The organism is Candidatus Palauibacter soopunensis (genome assembly GCF_947581735.1).
In the GTDB taxonomy this organism is placed as follows: Bacteria; Gemmatimonadota; Gemmatimonadetes; order Palauibacterales; family Palauibacteraceae; genus Palauibacter; species Palauibacter soopunensis.
In genome coordinates this window covers 176,644-192,322 of sequence record NZ_CANPVT010000008.1, presented here as the reverse complement: position 1 = coordinate 192,322, position 15,679 = coordinate 176,644, and the positions used below count along the sequence as shown (strand labels likewise).

At 66.4% G+C, this 15,679-nt stretch carries 14 protein-coding genes and 2 tRNA genes; all 16 read right to left on the bottom strand.

Going from position 1 to position 15,679, the window contains the following annotated elements:
• Nucleotides 1–12: 12 nt before the first annotated feature.
• A complete protein-coding gene (gene rpoB, locus RN901_RS04915) occupies nucleotides 13–4,611 on the bottom strand; it encodes a DNA-directed RNA polymerase subunit beta (RefSeq protein WP_310756548.1) in 4,599 nt (1,532 codons plus the stop codon).
• 193 nt (nucleotides 4,612–4,804) lie between these two features.
• On the bottom strand, nucleotides 4,805–5,179 hold the full coding sequence (gene rplL / locus RN901_RS04910) for a 50S ribosomal protein L7/L12 (protein WP_310756546.1): 375 nt from the start codon (nucleotides 5,177–5,179) through the stop codon (nucleotides 4,805–4,807).
• Nucleotides 5,180–5,245: 66 nt separating this feature from the next.
• Nucleotides 5,246–5,770, bottom strand: a complete 525-nt coding sequence (gene rplJ / locus RN901_RS04905) for a 50S ribosomal protein L10 (protein ID WP_310756544.1) — start codon at nucleotides 5,768–5,770, stop codon at nucleotides 5,246–5,248.
• Nucleotides 5,771–5,774: 4 nt separating this feature from the next.
• Nucleotides 5,775–6,464, bottom strand: a complete 690-nt coding sequence (rplA, locus tag RN901_RS04900; RefSeq protein WP_310756542.1) for a 50S ribosomal protein L1 — start codon at nucleotides 6,462–6,464, stop codon at nucleotides 5,775–5,777.
• Nucleotides 6,465–6,483: 19 nt separating this feature from the next.
• Nucleotides 6,484–6,915, bottom strand: a complete 432-nt coding sequence (rplK, locus tag RN901_RS04895) for a 50S ribosomal protein L11 (protein WP_310756540.1) — start codon at nucleotides 6,913–6,915, stop codon at nucleotides 6,484–6,486.
• Nucleotides 6,915–7,496, bottom strand: coding sequence for a transcription termination/antitermination protein NusG (nusG, locus tag RN901_RS04890; RefSeq protein WP_310756538.1), 582 nt, complete (start codon nucleotides 7,494–7,496; stop codon nucleotides 6,915–6,917). The genes rplK and nusG overlap by 1 nt, the downstream gene beginning before the upstream one ends.
• Nucleotides 7,489–7,695 carry a preprotein translocase subunit SecE gene (secE, locus tag RN901_RS04885; RefSeq protein WP_310756536.1) on the bottom strand — a complete coding sequence of 69 codons (207 nt, stop codon included), beginning with the start codon at nucleotides 7,693–7,695 and terminating at the stop codon, nucleotides 7,489–7,491. Before secE ends, nusG begins: the two co-directional genes overlap by 8 nt.
• A gap of 9 nt (nucleotides 7,696–7,704) precedes the next feature.
• The gene (rpmG, locus tag RN901_RS04880; RefSeq protein ID WP_310756534.1) at nucleotides 7,705–7,854 is read right to left on the bottom strand and encodes a 50S ribosomal protein L33; all 150 of its coding nucleotides are present in this window, start codon (nucleotides 7,852–7,854) and stop codon (nucleotides 7,705–7,707) included.
• A 9-nt stretch (nucleotides 7,855–7,863) separates the two neighbouring features.
• The gene (gene tuf / locus RN901_RS04875) at nucleotides 7,864–9,057 is read right to left on the bottom strand and encodes an elongation factor Tu (RefSeq protein ID WP_310756533.1); all 1,194 of its coding nucleotides are present in this window, start codon (nucleotides 9,055–9,057) and stop codon (nucleotides 7,864–7,866) included.
• A 112-nt stretch (nucleotides 9,058–9,169) separates the two neighbouring features.
• Nucleotides 9,170–9,252, bottom strand: a tRNA-Tyr gene (locus RN901_RS04870).
• A gap of 84 nt (nucleotides 9,253–9,336) precedes the next feature.
• A tRNA-Thr gene (locus tag RN901_RS04865) sits at nucleotides 9,337–9,409 on the bottom strand.
• Between the two features lie 102 nt (nucleotides 9,410–9,511).
• Nucleotides 9,512–10,987 (bottom strand): cysteine--tRNA ligase, encoded by a 1,476-nt coding sequence (gene cysS / locus RN901_RS04860; protein ID WP_310756531.1) that lies wholly within the window; start codon nucleotides 10,985–10,987, stop codon nucleotides 9,512–9,514.
• Nucleotides 10,984–11,535, bottom strand: coding sequence for a hypothetical protein (locus tag RN901_RS04855; protein WP_310756529.1), 552 nt, complete (start codon nucleotides 11,533–11,535; stop codon nucleotides 10,984–10,986). The genes cysS and RN901_RS04855 overlap by 4 nt, the downstream gene beginning before the upstream one ends.
• A gap of 109 nt (nucleotides 11,536–11,644) precedes the next feature.
• Nucleotides 11,645–12,118 carry a DUF1232 domain-containing protein gene (locus RN901_RS04850; RefSeq protein ID WP_310756527.1) on the bottom strand — a complete coding sequence of 158 codons (474 nt, stop codon included), beginning with the start codon at nucleotides 12,116–12,118 and terminating at the stop codon, nucleotides 11,645–11,647.
• 155 nt (nucleotides 12,119–12,273) lie between these two features.
• Nucleotides 12,274–14,130, bottom strand: coding sequence for a glutamine--fructose-6-phosphate transaminase (isomerizing) (gene glmS / locus RN901_RS04845; RefSeq protein ID WP_310756525.1), 1,857 nt, complete (start codon nucleotides 14,128–14,130; stop codon nucleotides 12,274–12,276).
• 7 nt (nucleotides 14,131–14,137) lie between these two features.
• Nucleotides 14,138–15,514, bottom strand: a complete 1,377-nt coding sequence (locus RN901_RS04840; protein ID WP_310756523.1) for a hypothetical protein — start codon at nucleotides 15,512–15,514, stop codon at nucleotides 14,138–14,140.
• Nucleotides 15,515–15,679: the final 165 nt, after the last annotated feature.

The following is a 15,679-nucleotide window of genomic DNA, read 5'->3' as shown; positions in this document are numbered from 1 at the left end:
CCCTCTTGTTCGCTAGAACAGCGGCTCCGACTCGTCGCCGCCGAGCGTCACGCTCAGCCCCAGCGCCTGTAGTTCCTTGACGAGCACGTTGAAGCTCTCGGGCACCCCCGGCTTGGGCAGGTTGTCGCCCTTCACGATCGCCTCGTACACGCGGCTCCGTCCCGTCACGTCATCCGACTTGACGGTCAGCATCTCCTGCAGCGTGTGGGCCGCGCCGTAGGCTTCCAGCGCCCACACCTCCATCTCGCCGAAGCGCTGCCCTCCGAACTGCGCCTTGCCGGCCAGCGGCTGCTGCGTGACAAGGCTGTACGGACCGATGGAGCGTGCGTGGATCTTGTCGTCGACGAGGTGTGAGAGCTTCATCATGTAGATCTCGCCGACCGCGATATCCGCCACGAACTCATCGCCCGTGCGACCGTCGCGCAGCCTCATCTTGCCGTTCGAACGCAGCCCCGCGCGCTCCATGAGCTCGACGACGGCCGCGTCCACGCCCGAGGTGATCCTGCGCCGCCCCGAGAGCGCGGCGGTCTTCGGCCAGCCCTCGGACTCCAGCTTCGCCGCCGTAGTCGCACCCGAAACATCGCGCACGACGCGCAGGACGAAGGAGGCCAGGCTCCGCAGGTACGAGGCAAGTTCGCCTCCTCCCTCGAGATAGGCGTCGAGCGTGCGTCCGAGACTGGCCGGGTCATCCGAAACCGGATCGTCTCCGGCCCGGGCCTGAATCTCGTTGACGAGCGTCTGAATCGTCTCGTAGGAGAGTTCGGGCGGTTCCACGTCCGATCCGAGCGTGCGAGCCGCCCAGTAGGCGCCCCCGATCTTCAGGAGAGCGCCGATCTCATGCTCGGTCGCTCCCTGGAAGACGGGCGTATTCGCCTCGAAGCCGAGAGCCCGGGCCGCCCAACCCAGCGTGGTCTCGAGAATCTGACCCACGTTCATCCGGCTCGGTACGCCGAGCGGGTTGAGTACGATCTCGATGGACTGTCCGTCGGGCAGGACCGGCATGTCCTCTTCGGGAACCACGCGGGCGATGATGCCCTTGTTCCCGTGCCGGCCGGCCATCTTGTCTCCCACCGAGATCTTTCGCTTCTCCGCAAGGTAGACCTTCACGAGCTGGACGACGCCCGGGGACAACTCGTCGGGCTGGAAGATCTTGTCGATTCCCTCTTCCGTGCGCTCGCGTATCCGTTCCACTCGCATGCGAGCCTCGGCCTCCACGCGGCGGATCAGGTCGTTCGACTTCTCCGTCTTCACCTTCAGCGTCGAGAGGTCAATCTCTCCCAGGTCGATGCTCCGAAGCTTCGTCTTCGTCAGCTTCGTGCCCTCGGCGAACAACGGTTCGAGGGAGCCCCGGCCGAGGCACAGCACCACCGTCTCCCCCTGAAGCAGTTCCAGGATCTCCTCGTCCCGGGCCTCCATCACCCGTGCGATCTCTTCGCGCTCGCCTTCGCGCAGTTCAGCGATTCGCTCGCCGTGCTCCCGTTCCAGCAGCGGATCGTCGATTCGCCTCGAGAAGATCTTGACGTCGATCACGGTCCCTTCAACGCCCGGGGGAACGCGCAGCGAGCTGTCCTTCACATCCTTCGCCTTCTCCCCGAAGATCGCCGTCAGCAGCTTTTCTTCCGGGGAAAGCTCGGTCTCCCCCTTCGGCGTGATCTTGCCGACGAGGATGTCTCCCGAGCGAACCGCGGCGCCGATGCGGACGATCCCCCGGTCGTCGAGGTCGACGAGCGCTTCCTCGGCCACGTTGGGGATCTCGCGCGTGATCTCCTCCATCCCGCGTTTCGTGTCCCGGACGTGGAGTTCGAGTTCCTGGATGTGGACCGACGTGTAGACGTCTCCCTTGACCAGCTTCTCGCTGATCACGATGGCGTCCTCGAAATTGTGTCCGAACCATGGCATGAAAGCGACGAGCGCGTTGCGGCCGAGCGCGAGCGAACCGCCGTCGGTGCCGGCGCCGTCCGCGATCACATCGCCCGCTTCCACGCGGTCCCCGACCCGGACGATCGGCCGCTGGTTGATCGCCGTGTCCTGATTCGTGCGCCAGAACTTCCTGAGCCGATAGGAGTCGTACTGCGTAAGGCGGGCGAGAGGGATCTCGCCGGCCGCCCGGCGGGGCTTGCCGGTGTCGACCTCGACTTCGTCCGCCGTGACCCGAGTCACCGTCCCGGCGCGGCGAGCAAGCACCACTGCGCCGGAGTCCCGGGCCACCTTGCCCTCCAGACCCGTACCCACGAGCGGACGCTCCGGGAAGAGAAGCGGCACGGCCTGCCGCTGCATGTTCGATCCCATCAGCGCCCGGTTCGCGTCATCGTGCTCGAGGAACGGAATGAGCGCCGGCGACACCGCCACCAACTGATCGGGCGCGACATCCATGAAGTCGATCTCGTCCGGCGGCAGCAGCGGATAGTCGTCACGCCGCCGACAGAGGACGAGCGAGCGGGCGAACGTCCCGTCGGGGTTGAGTTCGGCGTTCGCCTGCGCGACCGAGTACTCCTCCTCCTCGCTCGCCGAGAGCCAGACGATTTCGTCCTGCGAGACCCGCTCGTTGACCACCCTGCGATAGGGGGTTTCGAGGAAGCCCAGCTCGTTCAGACGGGAGTATGTGGTCACCGAGGTGATGAGCCCGATGTTCGGGCCCTCCGGGGTCTCGATCGGACACATCCGACCGTAGTGCGAGTAGTGCACGTCCCGCACTTCGAAGCCCGCGCGCTCCCGCGTCAGCCCACCCGGACCCAGCGCGCTCAGGCGTCGCTTGTGCGTGAGTTCCGAGAGCGGGTTCGTCTGGTCCATGAACTGGCTCAGCTGCGAACTCCCGAAGAAGGCCTGGATGACGGCGCTTACCGTGCGCGCGTTCACGAGGTCGTCGATGGAAATCTTCTCGGGGTCGCTGTTGATCGACATCCGCTCCCGCACCAGGCGGGCCATGCGCGACAGTCCGACGGAAAACTGGTTCGCGATGAGTTCGCCGATGGACCGTACGCGGCGGTTCCCCAGGTGGTCGATGTCGTCCGTGTATCCGCGGCCCTCGTGCAGTTCGACCAGGTAGCGGACGATCGCCACGAAGTCGGACGGGTCCAGCACCACGAGATCGCCCGCGGGGATATCGAGGCCGAGCAGCCGGTACACGTCCTTGAGCCGGTGGTTGATCTTGTGTCGCCCCACCCGACCCAGGTCGTATCGCTTGGGGTTGAAGAAGAGCCGATCGAGCGCGCCCCGGGCCGTCGCCAGGTTCGGCGCCTCGCCGGGCCGGACGAGAGAATAGATGGAGTGCAGCGCGGCCGCCTCGCTCGCCGTCGGATCCTTCGCGAGCGTATTGCGCAGCAGCGGGGACTCCCCGCGCGGACCACCCGTGAACACGAGAGCCTCGCGGGCCTTCTCCGCCTTGAGCTTGGCGAACAGGCTCGAATCGAAGCGCGCGCCCTTCTCGGCCAGGACTTCTCCGGTGTCCTCGGCCACGACGTCGGCGGCGAGTTGCGGACTCGAACTCCAGTCGCGGCGCATCGCGAGATCCTCGTAGGTCCCGCGCAGCGGTACGAACGTCGCGCTCGAGTACACCTCGACCTCCGACACGCCCGCGCGCACGAGGCGTTCGAGGGCTTCCTCGCCCAACAGCTCCCCGCGGCGCACGATGAAGGCGTCGTCCTCTCCGAACACCTCGACACTTGTGATCTCCTGGTCGAGGATGCGCTGAATCAACTCCGCGTCGAGCCGATCGCCGAGGGCCGCAACCGGCTCCCCGCCATCCGCGCCGGGAAGATCGTCCGCCAGCCAGTGCGGCGCGTCCGGAGCGGGCTCGTAGCCGCGCAGTTCCAGCGCTTCTGGATCCTCCCCGAAGTCGGGGTTCGCGATGCTCCGAGCCACCAGCGTGCCCGTGACCTCGCGATGCGTCGACGACTCCTCGTCATTCTCCGCGTCGATCCGCACGAGCCGGCGTCGGCAGAAACATTCGAGGATGTCCACGTCCCGCCCATAGCCGAACGCCCTCAGCAGTGCGGTGGCGGGGAATTTCTTCTTCTTGTCGATGTGGACGTGGATCACGTCGTGGATGTCGAGGGTGAATTCGACCCAGGATCCGCGGAACGGGATGATCCGGGACGAAAAAAGCCGCGTGCCGTTGGGGTGCAGCGTCTCTTCGAACACGACGCCGGGGGAACGATGAAGCTGGCTCACGATGACCCGCTCCGCTCCGTTCACGACGAACGTTCCCTGCTCCGTCAGGAGCGGCAGATCCCCGAGATAGACTTCCTTCTCCAGGATGTCGCCCGGACGCTTTTCGTCGTCCTTCCCGACCGTCTCGAAGATGACCAGCCGGAGCCGCGCCTTCAGCGGCGCGGAGTAGGTCATGTCGCGCTCGATGCACTCCTCGACCTCGTACTTCGGCTCTCCGAGAGAGTAGCTGACGAACTCCAGCGAGAAGTTCTCGTTGACGTCCGTAATCGGGAAGATCTCCCGAAAAACACGCTCGAGACCGAGGTCCCGGCGCTCCTCTTCGATCGCCTTCGACTGCAGCAGACGCTCGAACGCCTCTCGCTGCACATCCAGGAAATGCGGCATGTGCATCGGGCGGGCGAGCTTGTCGAACGAGACCGCAGGTCTGCCGTTGGCCGTCAAATCGTACCTCCCGCGGGGAACCCCGCGAGTACATGGGAGATGCGCAAATGCCGGGGACCGCCCGTGGGCGGTCGCGCCGGTCCGTGCACGGTGTGAGGTCGGACTCCCGCGTCATCGGCTCGGCTGCGGCATCTCCGCAGTCCGGGACCGATCGGATGATCGACGCCGGGGCCTGCCACGCTCTTCAGCGTGGCTACTTGAGATCCGCCGTGGCGCCCTGCTCTTCGAGCTTGGCCTTGATCTCCTCCGCCTCCTCCTTGGACACGCCTTCCTTGACGGGTCCGGGGGCGTTGTCGACGACGGCTTTCGCCTCCTTGAGACCCAGGCTCGTCACTTCGCGCACGACTTTGATCACCTGGATCTTCTTGCTGCCCACCGCCGTGAGGACGACATCGAACTCCGTCTGCTCCTCCTCGGCGGCGTCCCCTCCGCCACCGGGAGCGGCGGCGACGGCGACAGGCGCAGCGGCCGACACGCCGAAGGTTTCCTCCATCTTGTCTTTCAGCTCGGCGGCTTCGAGCACCGTCAGCGAGCCGATCTGCTGCAGAAGATCGTCGATTTTGGACATGTTCTTCCGTTCCCTGGATCCTGTATGCATTCCGCACGCCCGCACGTCACGGGCATGCGCCCCACCTCAGGCGGACTCGTTCTTCCTTCCGACCTGTTCGATCATGTCTGCGATGTCGCGGAAGAGCGCATTCAGCGCGCCGGCGATGCCGCCGACGCTCGCCGTGAGCCCGCCCGCGATGCTGCCGAGCAGAACCTCGCGCGCGGGAAGATCGGCGATGCGCCTCACTTCCTCCGGCGACGTTTCCACCCGATTGATGACGCCGACCTTCACCACCGGCCGGTCCTCGTTCGCTTTCGCGAATTCCTTCAGCACCCTGGCCGGCGCGACCGGGTCGGCGTCGCTGAGGATGAGCCCCGTCGGACCCTCGAGGTGAGCGCTCAGATCCGGGAGATCCAGATCCTCGAGCGCCCGCTTCATGAGGGTGTTCTTCACGACCCGATAGCTGAGGCCCTCGTCTCGGAGTCGCGTTCGGAAATCCGTGATCGCCTTCACGTTCAAACCGGTGAAGTCGGTCAGGTAGATCGTCCCGCTCTCTTCGATCTGCGCAGTGAGTTCCTGCGTGACGCGCTGCTTTTCTTCGAGTCTCATGGATCTATCGGTACAGGTCCTCGTCGACGGAAACACCGAGACCCATCGTGCTGGTCACGGTCACGCTCTTCACATACCGGCCCTTCGACGCGGCGGGCTTCAACCGCACGATCTCGTCCATGAGCGCATCGAGATTCTCGCTCAGCTGGTCGAGTTCGAAGCTCACTTTTCCGATCGGCGCATGCACGTTGCCGGTACGGTCCACCCGGAATTCGATCTTGCCCGCCTTCGATTCGCGAACGGCCCGACTCACGTCCATGGTGACCGTGCCGGCCTTCGGCGTGGGCATGAGGCCACGCGGGCCGAGTATCCGGCCCAGCCTGGCAACATCCTTCATAAGATCCGGCGTCGCGATCGCCACGTCGAAATCGAGCCAACCCTCCTGAATCTGCTCGATGTAGTCGGTGCCCACGTAGTCCGCGCCGGCCTCGGTCGCCTCGGCCGCCCGGTCCGCCTTCACGAGGGCGAGCACGCGCACCTTGCGTCCCGTGCCTGCAGGCAGGATGACCGTGCCGCGCACGATCTGGTCCGCCTTGCGGGGGTCCACGCCGAGGCGCACGGCGGCCTCGACCGTCTCGTCGAAGTTTGCGAACGCCGTTTTCCGCACACGCTCAAGCGCCTCGCGCGGCGCAAGGGCGCCGTTCGACGGAGCGGCCTCTACGGCCGAGCGGTATTTCTTGCCGCGTTTCGGCATGTTTCCCGATCTCTCCCGATCAGTCGGCCCGCTCGATCCCCATGGATCGTGCGGTGCCCGCGATCATCCGCATCGCAGCCTCTTCATCGGCCGCGTTGAGATCCTTCATCTTGATCCTGGCGATCCTGCGCAGCTGGTCGTCGGTGACCTTGCCGACCTTCTCGCGGTTCGGAACCGGAGAGCCCGACTCGAGACCGAGTTCCTTCTTGAGCAACTCCACCGCCGGTGGCGTCTTGGTGATGAAGCTGAATGTCCGGTCCTTGTAGACCGTGATCTCGACGGGGATGATCGTGCCGGCTTCCTGCTGCGTCTGCGCGTTGAACGCCTTGCAGAAGTCCATGATGTTGAGGCCGTGCTGGCCCAGGGCAGGACCCACGGGCGGGGCCGGATTCGCCTGCCCCCCCGGAATCTGCAGCTTGATGAATCCGGTAACCTGTTTCGTCGGCGGCATCAGAACCCCTGCAGCTGCGTGTAGTCCAGTTCAACCGAGGTCGGGCGCCCGAACAGGCTCACCTGCACGCGCACCTTGCCCTTCTCCGCAAACACTTCTTCCACCGTTCCGCTGAAATCGCTGAACGGTCCTTCCATGACTTCCACGACCTGTCCCGGCCGGAAGGGGATCTCCGTTTCCGGGCCCGCCTGCTCGAGTTCATCCGCAATGCCGAGGATCTTGTTCATCTCCTCGGTCTTGAGCGGCTGGGGATCTTTCCCGCTCCCCACGAACTTGATGACGCCGGGGACGTTGTTCACGACGTACATCGTGTTCTGGTCCAGCAGCATCTGAATCAGCACGTAGCCCGGGTAGAGCCGCTTCGTCGACTTGACGCGCTTCCCTCCCTTGATCTCGACGACCTCCTGCGTGGGGACGATGACCTCGCGAATCGGAGGCTCATCCCCATACTCCTGGATCTTCTGCTCCAGCAGCGTCTTCACCTTCTTCTCGTGACCCGAGTACGTCTGCAGCGCGTACCAGCGCAGCGCGTCCTCGGGAAGGCCGGTCTGCGCGGCTCCCGCGCCCGCGGACTCAACCACCGAACGACCGGACGATGAAACGCACCGCCGCCGCGAAGACCGAATCCATGGCCCCGATGACGATGGCCATGATGAAGACGAAGATCAGGATGCCGATCGTTGCGCCGCGCAACTGATCCTTGTCGGGCCACGTGACCCGACGCATCTCGACCTGTACCTGCTCCGCGAACTCCTGGGTTCTTCTGACGATGCCGGCCAATCGAACCCCTTATCGTGTTTCTTTGTGCATTGTGTGTCCGTTACAGCGGCGACAGTACTTCTTCTGTTCGGCCCGCTGCGGATGGGTCCGCCGATTCTTCGTCGTCGAATAGTTGCGCTCTTTGCACTCCGTACATTCGAGCGTAATCCGAACCCTCATTTGTGTTTCCTAGTCGTGGATGGCGGTGACGACCCCGGCGCCCACCGTCCGGCCTCCCTCGCGGATCGCGAACCGGAGGTTCTCCTCCATCGCGATCGGCGCGATCAGCTCCACCGCCATATTCACATTGTCCCCCGGCATCACCATCTCCACCCCTTCGGGCAGCTCCGCCGAGCCCGTCACGTCCGTCGTCCGGAAGTAGAACTGGGGACGGTATCCGTTGAAGAACGGCGTATGCCGTCCCCCCTCGTTCTTCGTCAGCACGTACACCTCCGCCGAAAACTTCCGGTGAGGCGTGATCGACTGAGGGTGCGCGACCACCATCCCGCGCTCCACCTCCGTCTTCGCCACCCCGCGCAGCAGAAGCCCCGCGTTGTCTCCCGCCTGGCCCTCGTCCAGGATCTTCCGGAACATCTCCACACCCGTCACCACCGTCTTCTTCTCCGAGCCCAGGCCCACCAACTCCACGCCCTCGCCCGTCTTCACCACCCCCCGCTCGATCCGACCCGTCACCACCGTCCCCCGGCCCGTGATCGTGAACACGTCCTCCACAGGCATCAAGAACGGCTTGTCCGTCGCACGCTCCGGAACCGGGATGTAGCTGTCCAGCGCCTCCATCAGCTCCCCGATGCACGCCGTCTCCGAAGCCGACGGATCCCCGCTCTCCAACGCATGGAGCGCAGAGCCCCGTACCACCGGCACGTCATCGCCCGGAAACTCGTACTCGCTCAACAGCTCCCGAACCTCCAGCTCCACCAGGTCCAGCAACTCCTCGTCGTCGACCTGGTCCACCTTGTTCAAAAACACCACGATGTACGGCACGTTCACCTGGCGGGCCAACAAAATGTGCTCCCGCGTCTGCGGCATCGGCCCGTCCGCCGCCGACACCACCACGATCGCTCCGTCCATCTGAGCCGCGCCCGTGATCATGTTCTTCACGTAGTCCGCGTGCCCCGGACAGTCCACGTGCGCGTAATGACGCCCCTCCGACTCGTACTCCACGTGCGCCGTCGCGATCGTGATCCCGCGCTCACGCTCCTCAGGAGCCTTGTCGATCTGGTCGAACGCCACGTACTCCCCGTATCCCTTCTGAGCCTGCACCTGCGTGATCGCCGCCGTCAGCGTCGTCTTCCCGTGGTCCACGTGACCGATCGTGCCCACGTTCACATGCGGCTTCGTTCGCTCGAACTTTTCCTTCGCCATCGCCCCTCGTTCTCCTCTCGGACTACGGGTTCGGCGGAGTGGCTCCGCGACGGACGCTCCTCTTGCTCGCGCGCGGGCTACGCCCTTTGTTTCGTCAGTGGTCTCATGAAGGTGGTGGGGGGAGGATTCGAACCTCCGAAGGCATAAGCCAGCAGATTTACAGTCTGCCCCGTTTGGCCGCTTCGGTACCCCACCGCCGGTACCTGGCGCCCGATCGACGCCCGATCGATGAGTTCCAGGGTTCGCCGCTTCGGGGCGGCTGTTCGTCCGACTCGACCGAGCTGGCGGTGGGGCTCGAACCCACAACCTCCGGATTACAAATCCGACGCTCTACCGGTTGAGCTACGCCAGCGACCCTTCCGCACAATAGCGTTCTAACATAGGGGCATGCGGGGCCGACCGTCAAGGTGGTTTCGGGCACCCGATCCGGCTGCCGTTCGTGGGCGCCATCGCCTCATCTTGCCGCCCCGAGGGGGCGCGGCACCTGGATCGTGCGACCCCCCATCCGTAGGCGAGTGAACTCCGCCAGATCCTCCACGATCACGCCACGGGCCTCGAGTTCGGCGCGAATCGCGTCGGCGCGCGCGAAGTCCCGGTTCTTACGGGCGCGCTCACGTTCCCCGATGCGAGCCGTGGCCCACGCGACGAGCTCGTCATCGCCACCGGATGACTCGCGGCCCCGCACGGCCAGCACCCCGAAGACGCGATCGAACGCGTCGATCACGGCAAGGGCGGTCTCCGCGCCCGCCGGGGCTCGAGGATGGACGCGGTCGAGCAGGTGATTCGCCTCCCGAACGAGCCCGAATACCGCCGAAAGCGCTTCACTCACGTTCAGATCGTCGTCCATCGCCGCCTCGAACGCAGCGCGCGCTCGCGTCGCGGCGTCTTCGAGATCGGCCGACGCATCGGTCTCCGCCTCGCCGGCCGCGCGTACGCGGTCCCTGAACTCGTACAGGCGGGTTACGGCCTTCGCCGCGGCTTCCAGGCCGTCGAAGGTGAAGTTCAGCTGGGCCCGGTAATGTCCGCTGAGCAGCAGATACCGGATCGCGGAGGGCGCGTGTCCGCGGTCGACCAGTTCCGGGATCGTAAAGCAGTTGCCGAGCGACTTCGACATCTTCCGGCCTTCCACGAGCAGGTGCTCGGCGTGGAGCCAGAACTCCGAGAACTTCTTCCCCGTCACTCCTTCCGACTGGGCGATCTCGTTGGTGTGATGCGGGAAGAGGTTGTCGACCCCTCCGGTATGGATGTCCAGCGTTTCGCCCAGGTGGTGCATCGCCATCGCCGAGCACTCGAGGTGCCAGCCCGGCCGACCCGGCCCCCACGGAGAATCCCACACCGCCACGGCTCCATCGGCATCTCGGTCGCCGCCCTTCCAGAGGACGAAATCTCTCGGGTCATCCTTGTCGTACTCCTCATCCCCCGCGGCCCTGCCGGCGGCCGTGAGTCCCTTGGCGTCGATCCCCGCCAACCGCCCGTATTCGGGGGAACGCCCGATCGCGAAGTACACGGAACCCTCGCTCTCGTAGGTGAGTCCCCGCTCGGAGAGCGCTTCGACGAGCCGGATCATCCCGTCGACGAAGCGGGTCGCCCGTGGCCGATGCTCCGGTTCCTCGAGCCCCAGCGTGTCCCAGTCCTCGAGGAACATCTCGATCACGGGATCGGTGACGTCGGCCAGCGGCACGCCCCGGGCGGAGGCCGCCGCGATCGTCCGATCGTCGACATCCGTCAGGTTCATGACCTGGCAGACGTCATAGCCCTTGAAGCGGAGGTAGCGGCGAAGCAGGTCTTCCCACGTGAAGGCGCGGAAGTTCCCGATATGCGCGCGGTCGTACACCGTGGGACCGCAGTTGTACATCCGCACCCGGCCCGCTTCGACGGTCTTGAACGCGCGGAGCCGCCGCGTAAGGGAGTCGTAGAGCCGGAGACTCATCGCCCACCTGGAGAGAGGTAGCGTTCCGTTCGCCAGGCACGGTAGGCGGCGATTTCCTCCGCGAGACGTTCGCGGGAGACCTGCAGACAACCACCCAGTTGGCGGTCCGACCGGTCGAGGATGAGTCCCGCGAGGACGCCGGCCTCCCGCGCGAAAGCGAGTTCGTCGAGCGGCTCGTACGCGGGCCCGCCGAAGAGGAGGCGCGCCGCGATCCATCCGTCGATGAACCCGTCGACGGCCTCGACTTCCCGTGAGAAGAGCACCTCGCAGGCCACGTCGGGATCCTGACGCACGGCGTGCATTCGCAGGACCGCGTAACTCTCGTACGCCCGGCCGGCCTCCCTCAGATTCCCCGGCATCACGAGCGCGGCGCTCGAATCCGTCACGACTTCCACCGCGTTCCATGGCCAGGCGTCCCGCGCCTCCGATTCGTCGAGGTCCCGTCCGAACGACGGGAAGTAGAGAACGAGAGGATCCTCCACGAGATCGGTCATGAGGGAGTCGGAATGATCCCGGAAGCGGAGGAGGAGGTCGGCCTCGAACTCCACGACGCTGCCCGAAGGGGCCGTCAGGCGATACTGGGCGTCAACCGACTCCGCGCCGAGGAATCCGGCGAGTACGGCCAGCGCCGCAGTGATCCGCGGTCGACCGCCCGCGCTACCGGCCGGCCGCCGTGAGGACGAGTTGGGGGCGTTCCGCTTCAGCGTCCGACCGCCGGTCGAGGAGTCCCGCGAATTCGAGGACGTCATCGCCTGCCCCACCGAGCAGTTCCCGCTCGCGGGCGAGCAGGTTGTTCGAGACCTCGAGCGCCGATCGCTCGCCGGTCCAGTGCTCCTCCACCACATCCCAGCCAAGCTCCTCTCCGATCCGGTGCGTCACGTACGCACAGCAGAAAACATCATCCAGAAAACCGTACGGCCCGACCTCATCTTCCGGGATCACATCATCCGGGCTCACGAGGTAGGCGATGGCCGCATCCACCAGAATCCGCTGCTGCCGAGTCAGGCGCGGGTCCTTCATGAGGGTGAACATCAACAAACCGTAGACGGGCGCGAGGATGACGACGTCACGCAACGTGCCGGCGTATCGTGCGACCTGATCCTTCATCCCCTGGAGGTAGGCGCTTGGCATCCCCTTCCAATCCCGATCCCGGTGGAACGCGCAACCGGGCGGCCAGCCTTGTGGGCACGGCCCGGCGGCGGACGCGACGCCCAAACATACCACCGGCTCTTTCCCGCTGTAACCCCTTCACTCCGCGCGGTGGCGGGGTTCCGGCGTCCGCAGGGCTACTCGACCGTCACGGTCTTCGCGAGGTTCCGCGGACGATCCACGTCGCAGCCCCGCAGGACCGCGATATGGTAGGCGAGAAGCTGCAGCGGAACGACGTTGACGATCGGTTGCAAGAGAGGCAGCGTCGCGGGCACCGGGATCAGGTGATCCACCTTGCCGGCGAGATCGGTGTCCCGGCGGGTCACGAGCGCGATGACGCGGCCGCCGCGCGTTTTCACTTCCTCGATGTTCACGAGCACCTTCGAGTAGACGGCGCCGCGCGGAGCCACGAAGACGACGGGCATGTCCTCGTCGATGAGCGCGATCGGCCCATGCTTCATCTCGGCTGCCGGGTAACCCTCGGCATGGATGTAGGAGATCTCCTTCAACTTGAGCGCCCCCTCGAGGGCGATCGGGAAGTCCGGGCCCCGCCCCAGATAGAGGAAGTTGCGCGCGGGCGTGAACTCCTCCGCCACCTGCCGGATGTGGTCCTCCGTTGCCAGAACCTCTTCGATGAGGGCGGGAAGCCCGTCCAGGGCGCGCACGAAGCCGCGGCCTTCCTCGCGGCTCATCCCGCGGCGCCGCGCGATCATGAGGCCGAGGAGCGCGAGGGAAACGACTTGCGCCAGGAAGGCCTTCGTGGACGCGACGCCGATCTCCGGACCGGCGTGCGTGTAGATTCCGGCGCGCGTCTCCCGCGCGATCGTCGAGCCCACAACGTTGACGATTCCAAAGGTGGGGGCCCCGAGCCGTCCGGCTTCGCGCACGGCCGCGAGCGTGTCCGCGGTCTCCCCCGACTGGGAGATGCCGCCCACCAGGGTCCCCGGAGCGATGATCGGGTTCCGGTATCGGAACTCGGAGGCGTATTCGACCTCGACCGGAAGGCGCGCGAGTGACTCGATGAGGTACTCCCCGACGAGCGCCGCATGCCAGCTCGTCCCGCACCCGGTGAGGACGATGCGCTCGGCCGCGTCGATGTCCGGGCGGAACTCGTCGAGTCCGCCCAGCCGAGCCGTGCCTTCCTCCGCCAGCAGTCGGCCCCGCATCGCATCGCGCACGGTGTGCGGCTGTTCGTGAATCTCGCGGAGCATGAAGTGCGGGTATCCCGCCTTTTCGATCTTCTCCAGGTCCCAGTCGACGCGGCTGACTTCCTTCGGAACGGGCTCCCAGCCGACGTGGCCGCGTTTTCTCCCGAGATCGACGGTCCGGTGCCCGGAAGAGGTGAGGACGGCCATCTCGTCGTCCTCGAGATACACGATGTTACGGGTGTGTTCGAGAACCGCGGCCACGTCCGAAGCCACCCAGGTCCCTTCTTCCTCCTTCTCCCCGAGACCGAGCAGCAGAGGGGCGCCGCGGCGCGCGACGACGATCCGCGCCGGGTCGTGCGCGCTCATGACGGCCAGCCCGAGCGTGCCTTCCACCTGGGTCAGCGAGGCGGCGACGGCGCGCTCGAGGTTCCCCTCGAACGCTTCCTCGATCAGGTGCGCGACGACCTCGGTATCGGTCTCCGACGTGAAGCGGTGGCCAAGTTCGGAGAGCTTCGTCCGCAGTGCGTCGCAGTTCTCGATCACGCCGTTGTGGACCAGCCCTACCTCGCCCCGGCAGTCCGTCAACGGATGGGCGTTCGCGCGGGTGGGCGCGCCGTGTGTCGCCCAGCGGGTGTGAGCGATTCCGGCCTTTCCGGACAGCGGGACGTCGATGAGCCGGTCCGCCAGATCGTCGATGCGGCCCGCGCACTTGTGGAGATCGAGCCCGGAACCGGTGTGGACGGCGAGGCCCGCCGAGTCGTACCCGCGGTACTCGAGGCGGCGAAGCCCGTTCAGAAGAAGGGGGATCGCCTCCGATGTCCCGACGTAGCCGACGATGCCGCACATTCCGCGATCAGACGGCGCGCCGCACCAGGGCGTCGACCCAGTCCGCGCGTTCGTCCGCCAGCGCTTCGCGGGGCGCCTCCGCCATAATGCGGAAGATCGGCTCGGTCCCCGACGGCCTGGCGTGGATCCACGATCCATCCGGCCACTCGAGCCGGATCCCGTCCTGCCGGTCCAGCTCCGCTCCGGACGGGGCCGCGGCCGCGATCGCGGCCAGCGCCTCCTCCACGCCCAGTCCCTCCCGGGAGATCGTGCGCTTCACGATCCGGTACGAAGCCCGCTCGTCGACGACGGCGCCGAGCGTGGAACGGCTCTCCGCGAGAAACTGGAGGATCAGGGCGGCGGCCAGCGGGGCGTCCCGCGTGAGGTGCAGTCCTCCGTAGATCACGCCGCCGTTTCCCTCTCCGCCGATCGAACTCCCCACCTCGAGCATGCGGGCGACGACGTTGGCTTCCGCGACCGGCGTGCGGAGCAGCGGTACGCCGACGCGATCCGCCGCGTCCTGAATCAGGCGGCTGGCGGAGAGGTTGGTCACGACCGGCGCGGGCTCCCGCGCCGCCACGAGTTCGACGGCCAGCGCGAGGGTCCAGTCCTCGCCCACGGGACGCCCGTTCTCGTCCACCAGGGCGAGGCGGTCGACATCGGGGTCCACGGCGAAGCCGACATCCGCGCCGACTTCCGTCACGCGTTCGGAGAGCCTTCCGAGATTCTCCACCAGAGGCTCGGGGGGGCGCGGGAAACGGCCGTCGGGTTCCAGATCGAGACCGCTCACCCGGCAGCCGAGACTCTCGAGCAGCGGGAGCATGATCGGCGCCCCGGCGCCGCGCACACAATCGAGTGCGACGTGGAACGCGTTCGACGCGATGAGTTCGCGGTCAATGATCGGCAGCGACAGAATCCGCTCGACATGGGCGCGGCCGGCGCCTTCCCGCGCGCTTCTTTCTCCCATGCGCGCAGACCCCGCGTATTCGATCTCCCCTTCGAACCTTCGCTGGACGTCCCGTCCGGCGGCCGGCGAGAGAAACCGCCCCTCGCGCGCCACCAGCTTGAACCCGTTCCAGGGGGCGGGGTTGTGGGAGGCCGTAACGAGAAGTCCGCCCACGGCGGCCTCATCCTCCTCGACGGCGAGAAGGCCCGTCGGCGTCGCCACGATCCCCAGGTCGCATACATCCAGCCCGACGGCCCGGACCCCCGCGGACACCGCATCGAGCAGCACGGACCCGGAGACGCGGCTGTCGCGGCCGATCAGGACATGCCCCCGGCGGCGAGCCCCGGCGGCGATGTGGGTGGCAAAGGCGGCGCCGTAGCGAACCGCGACCTCGGGCGTGAGCCCGCGTCCGACGATTCCGCGAATGCCCGAAGCAGAAACGATGAGTGACCTTGACACGCTGTTCTCCACAGACCGTGAGATGGACGCGGGATGTTAATGGTTGGGCGTCCGCGCGGCTTGCGGCGGCGGCTCCGGTCGCCCTCCCCGCACGGCGGGAATACCTTGCGCACTCGACCCGCGATGCGTCGTACCACGCGTCGTCTGCCTCTACCCGAGCCGGAG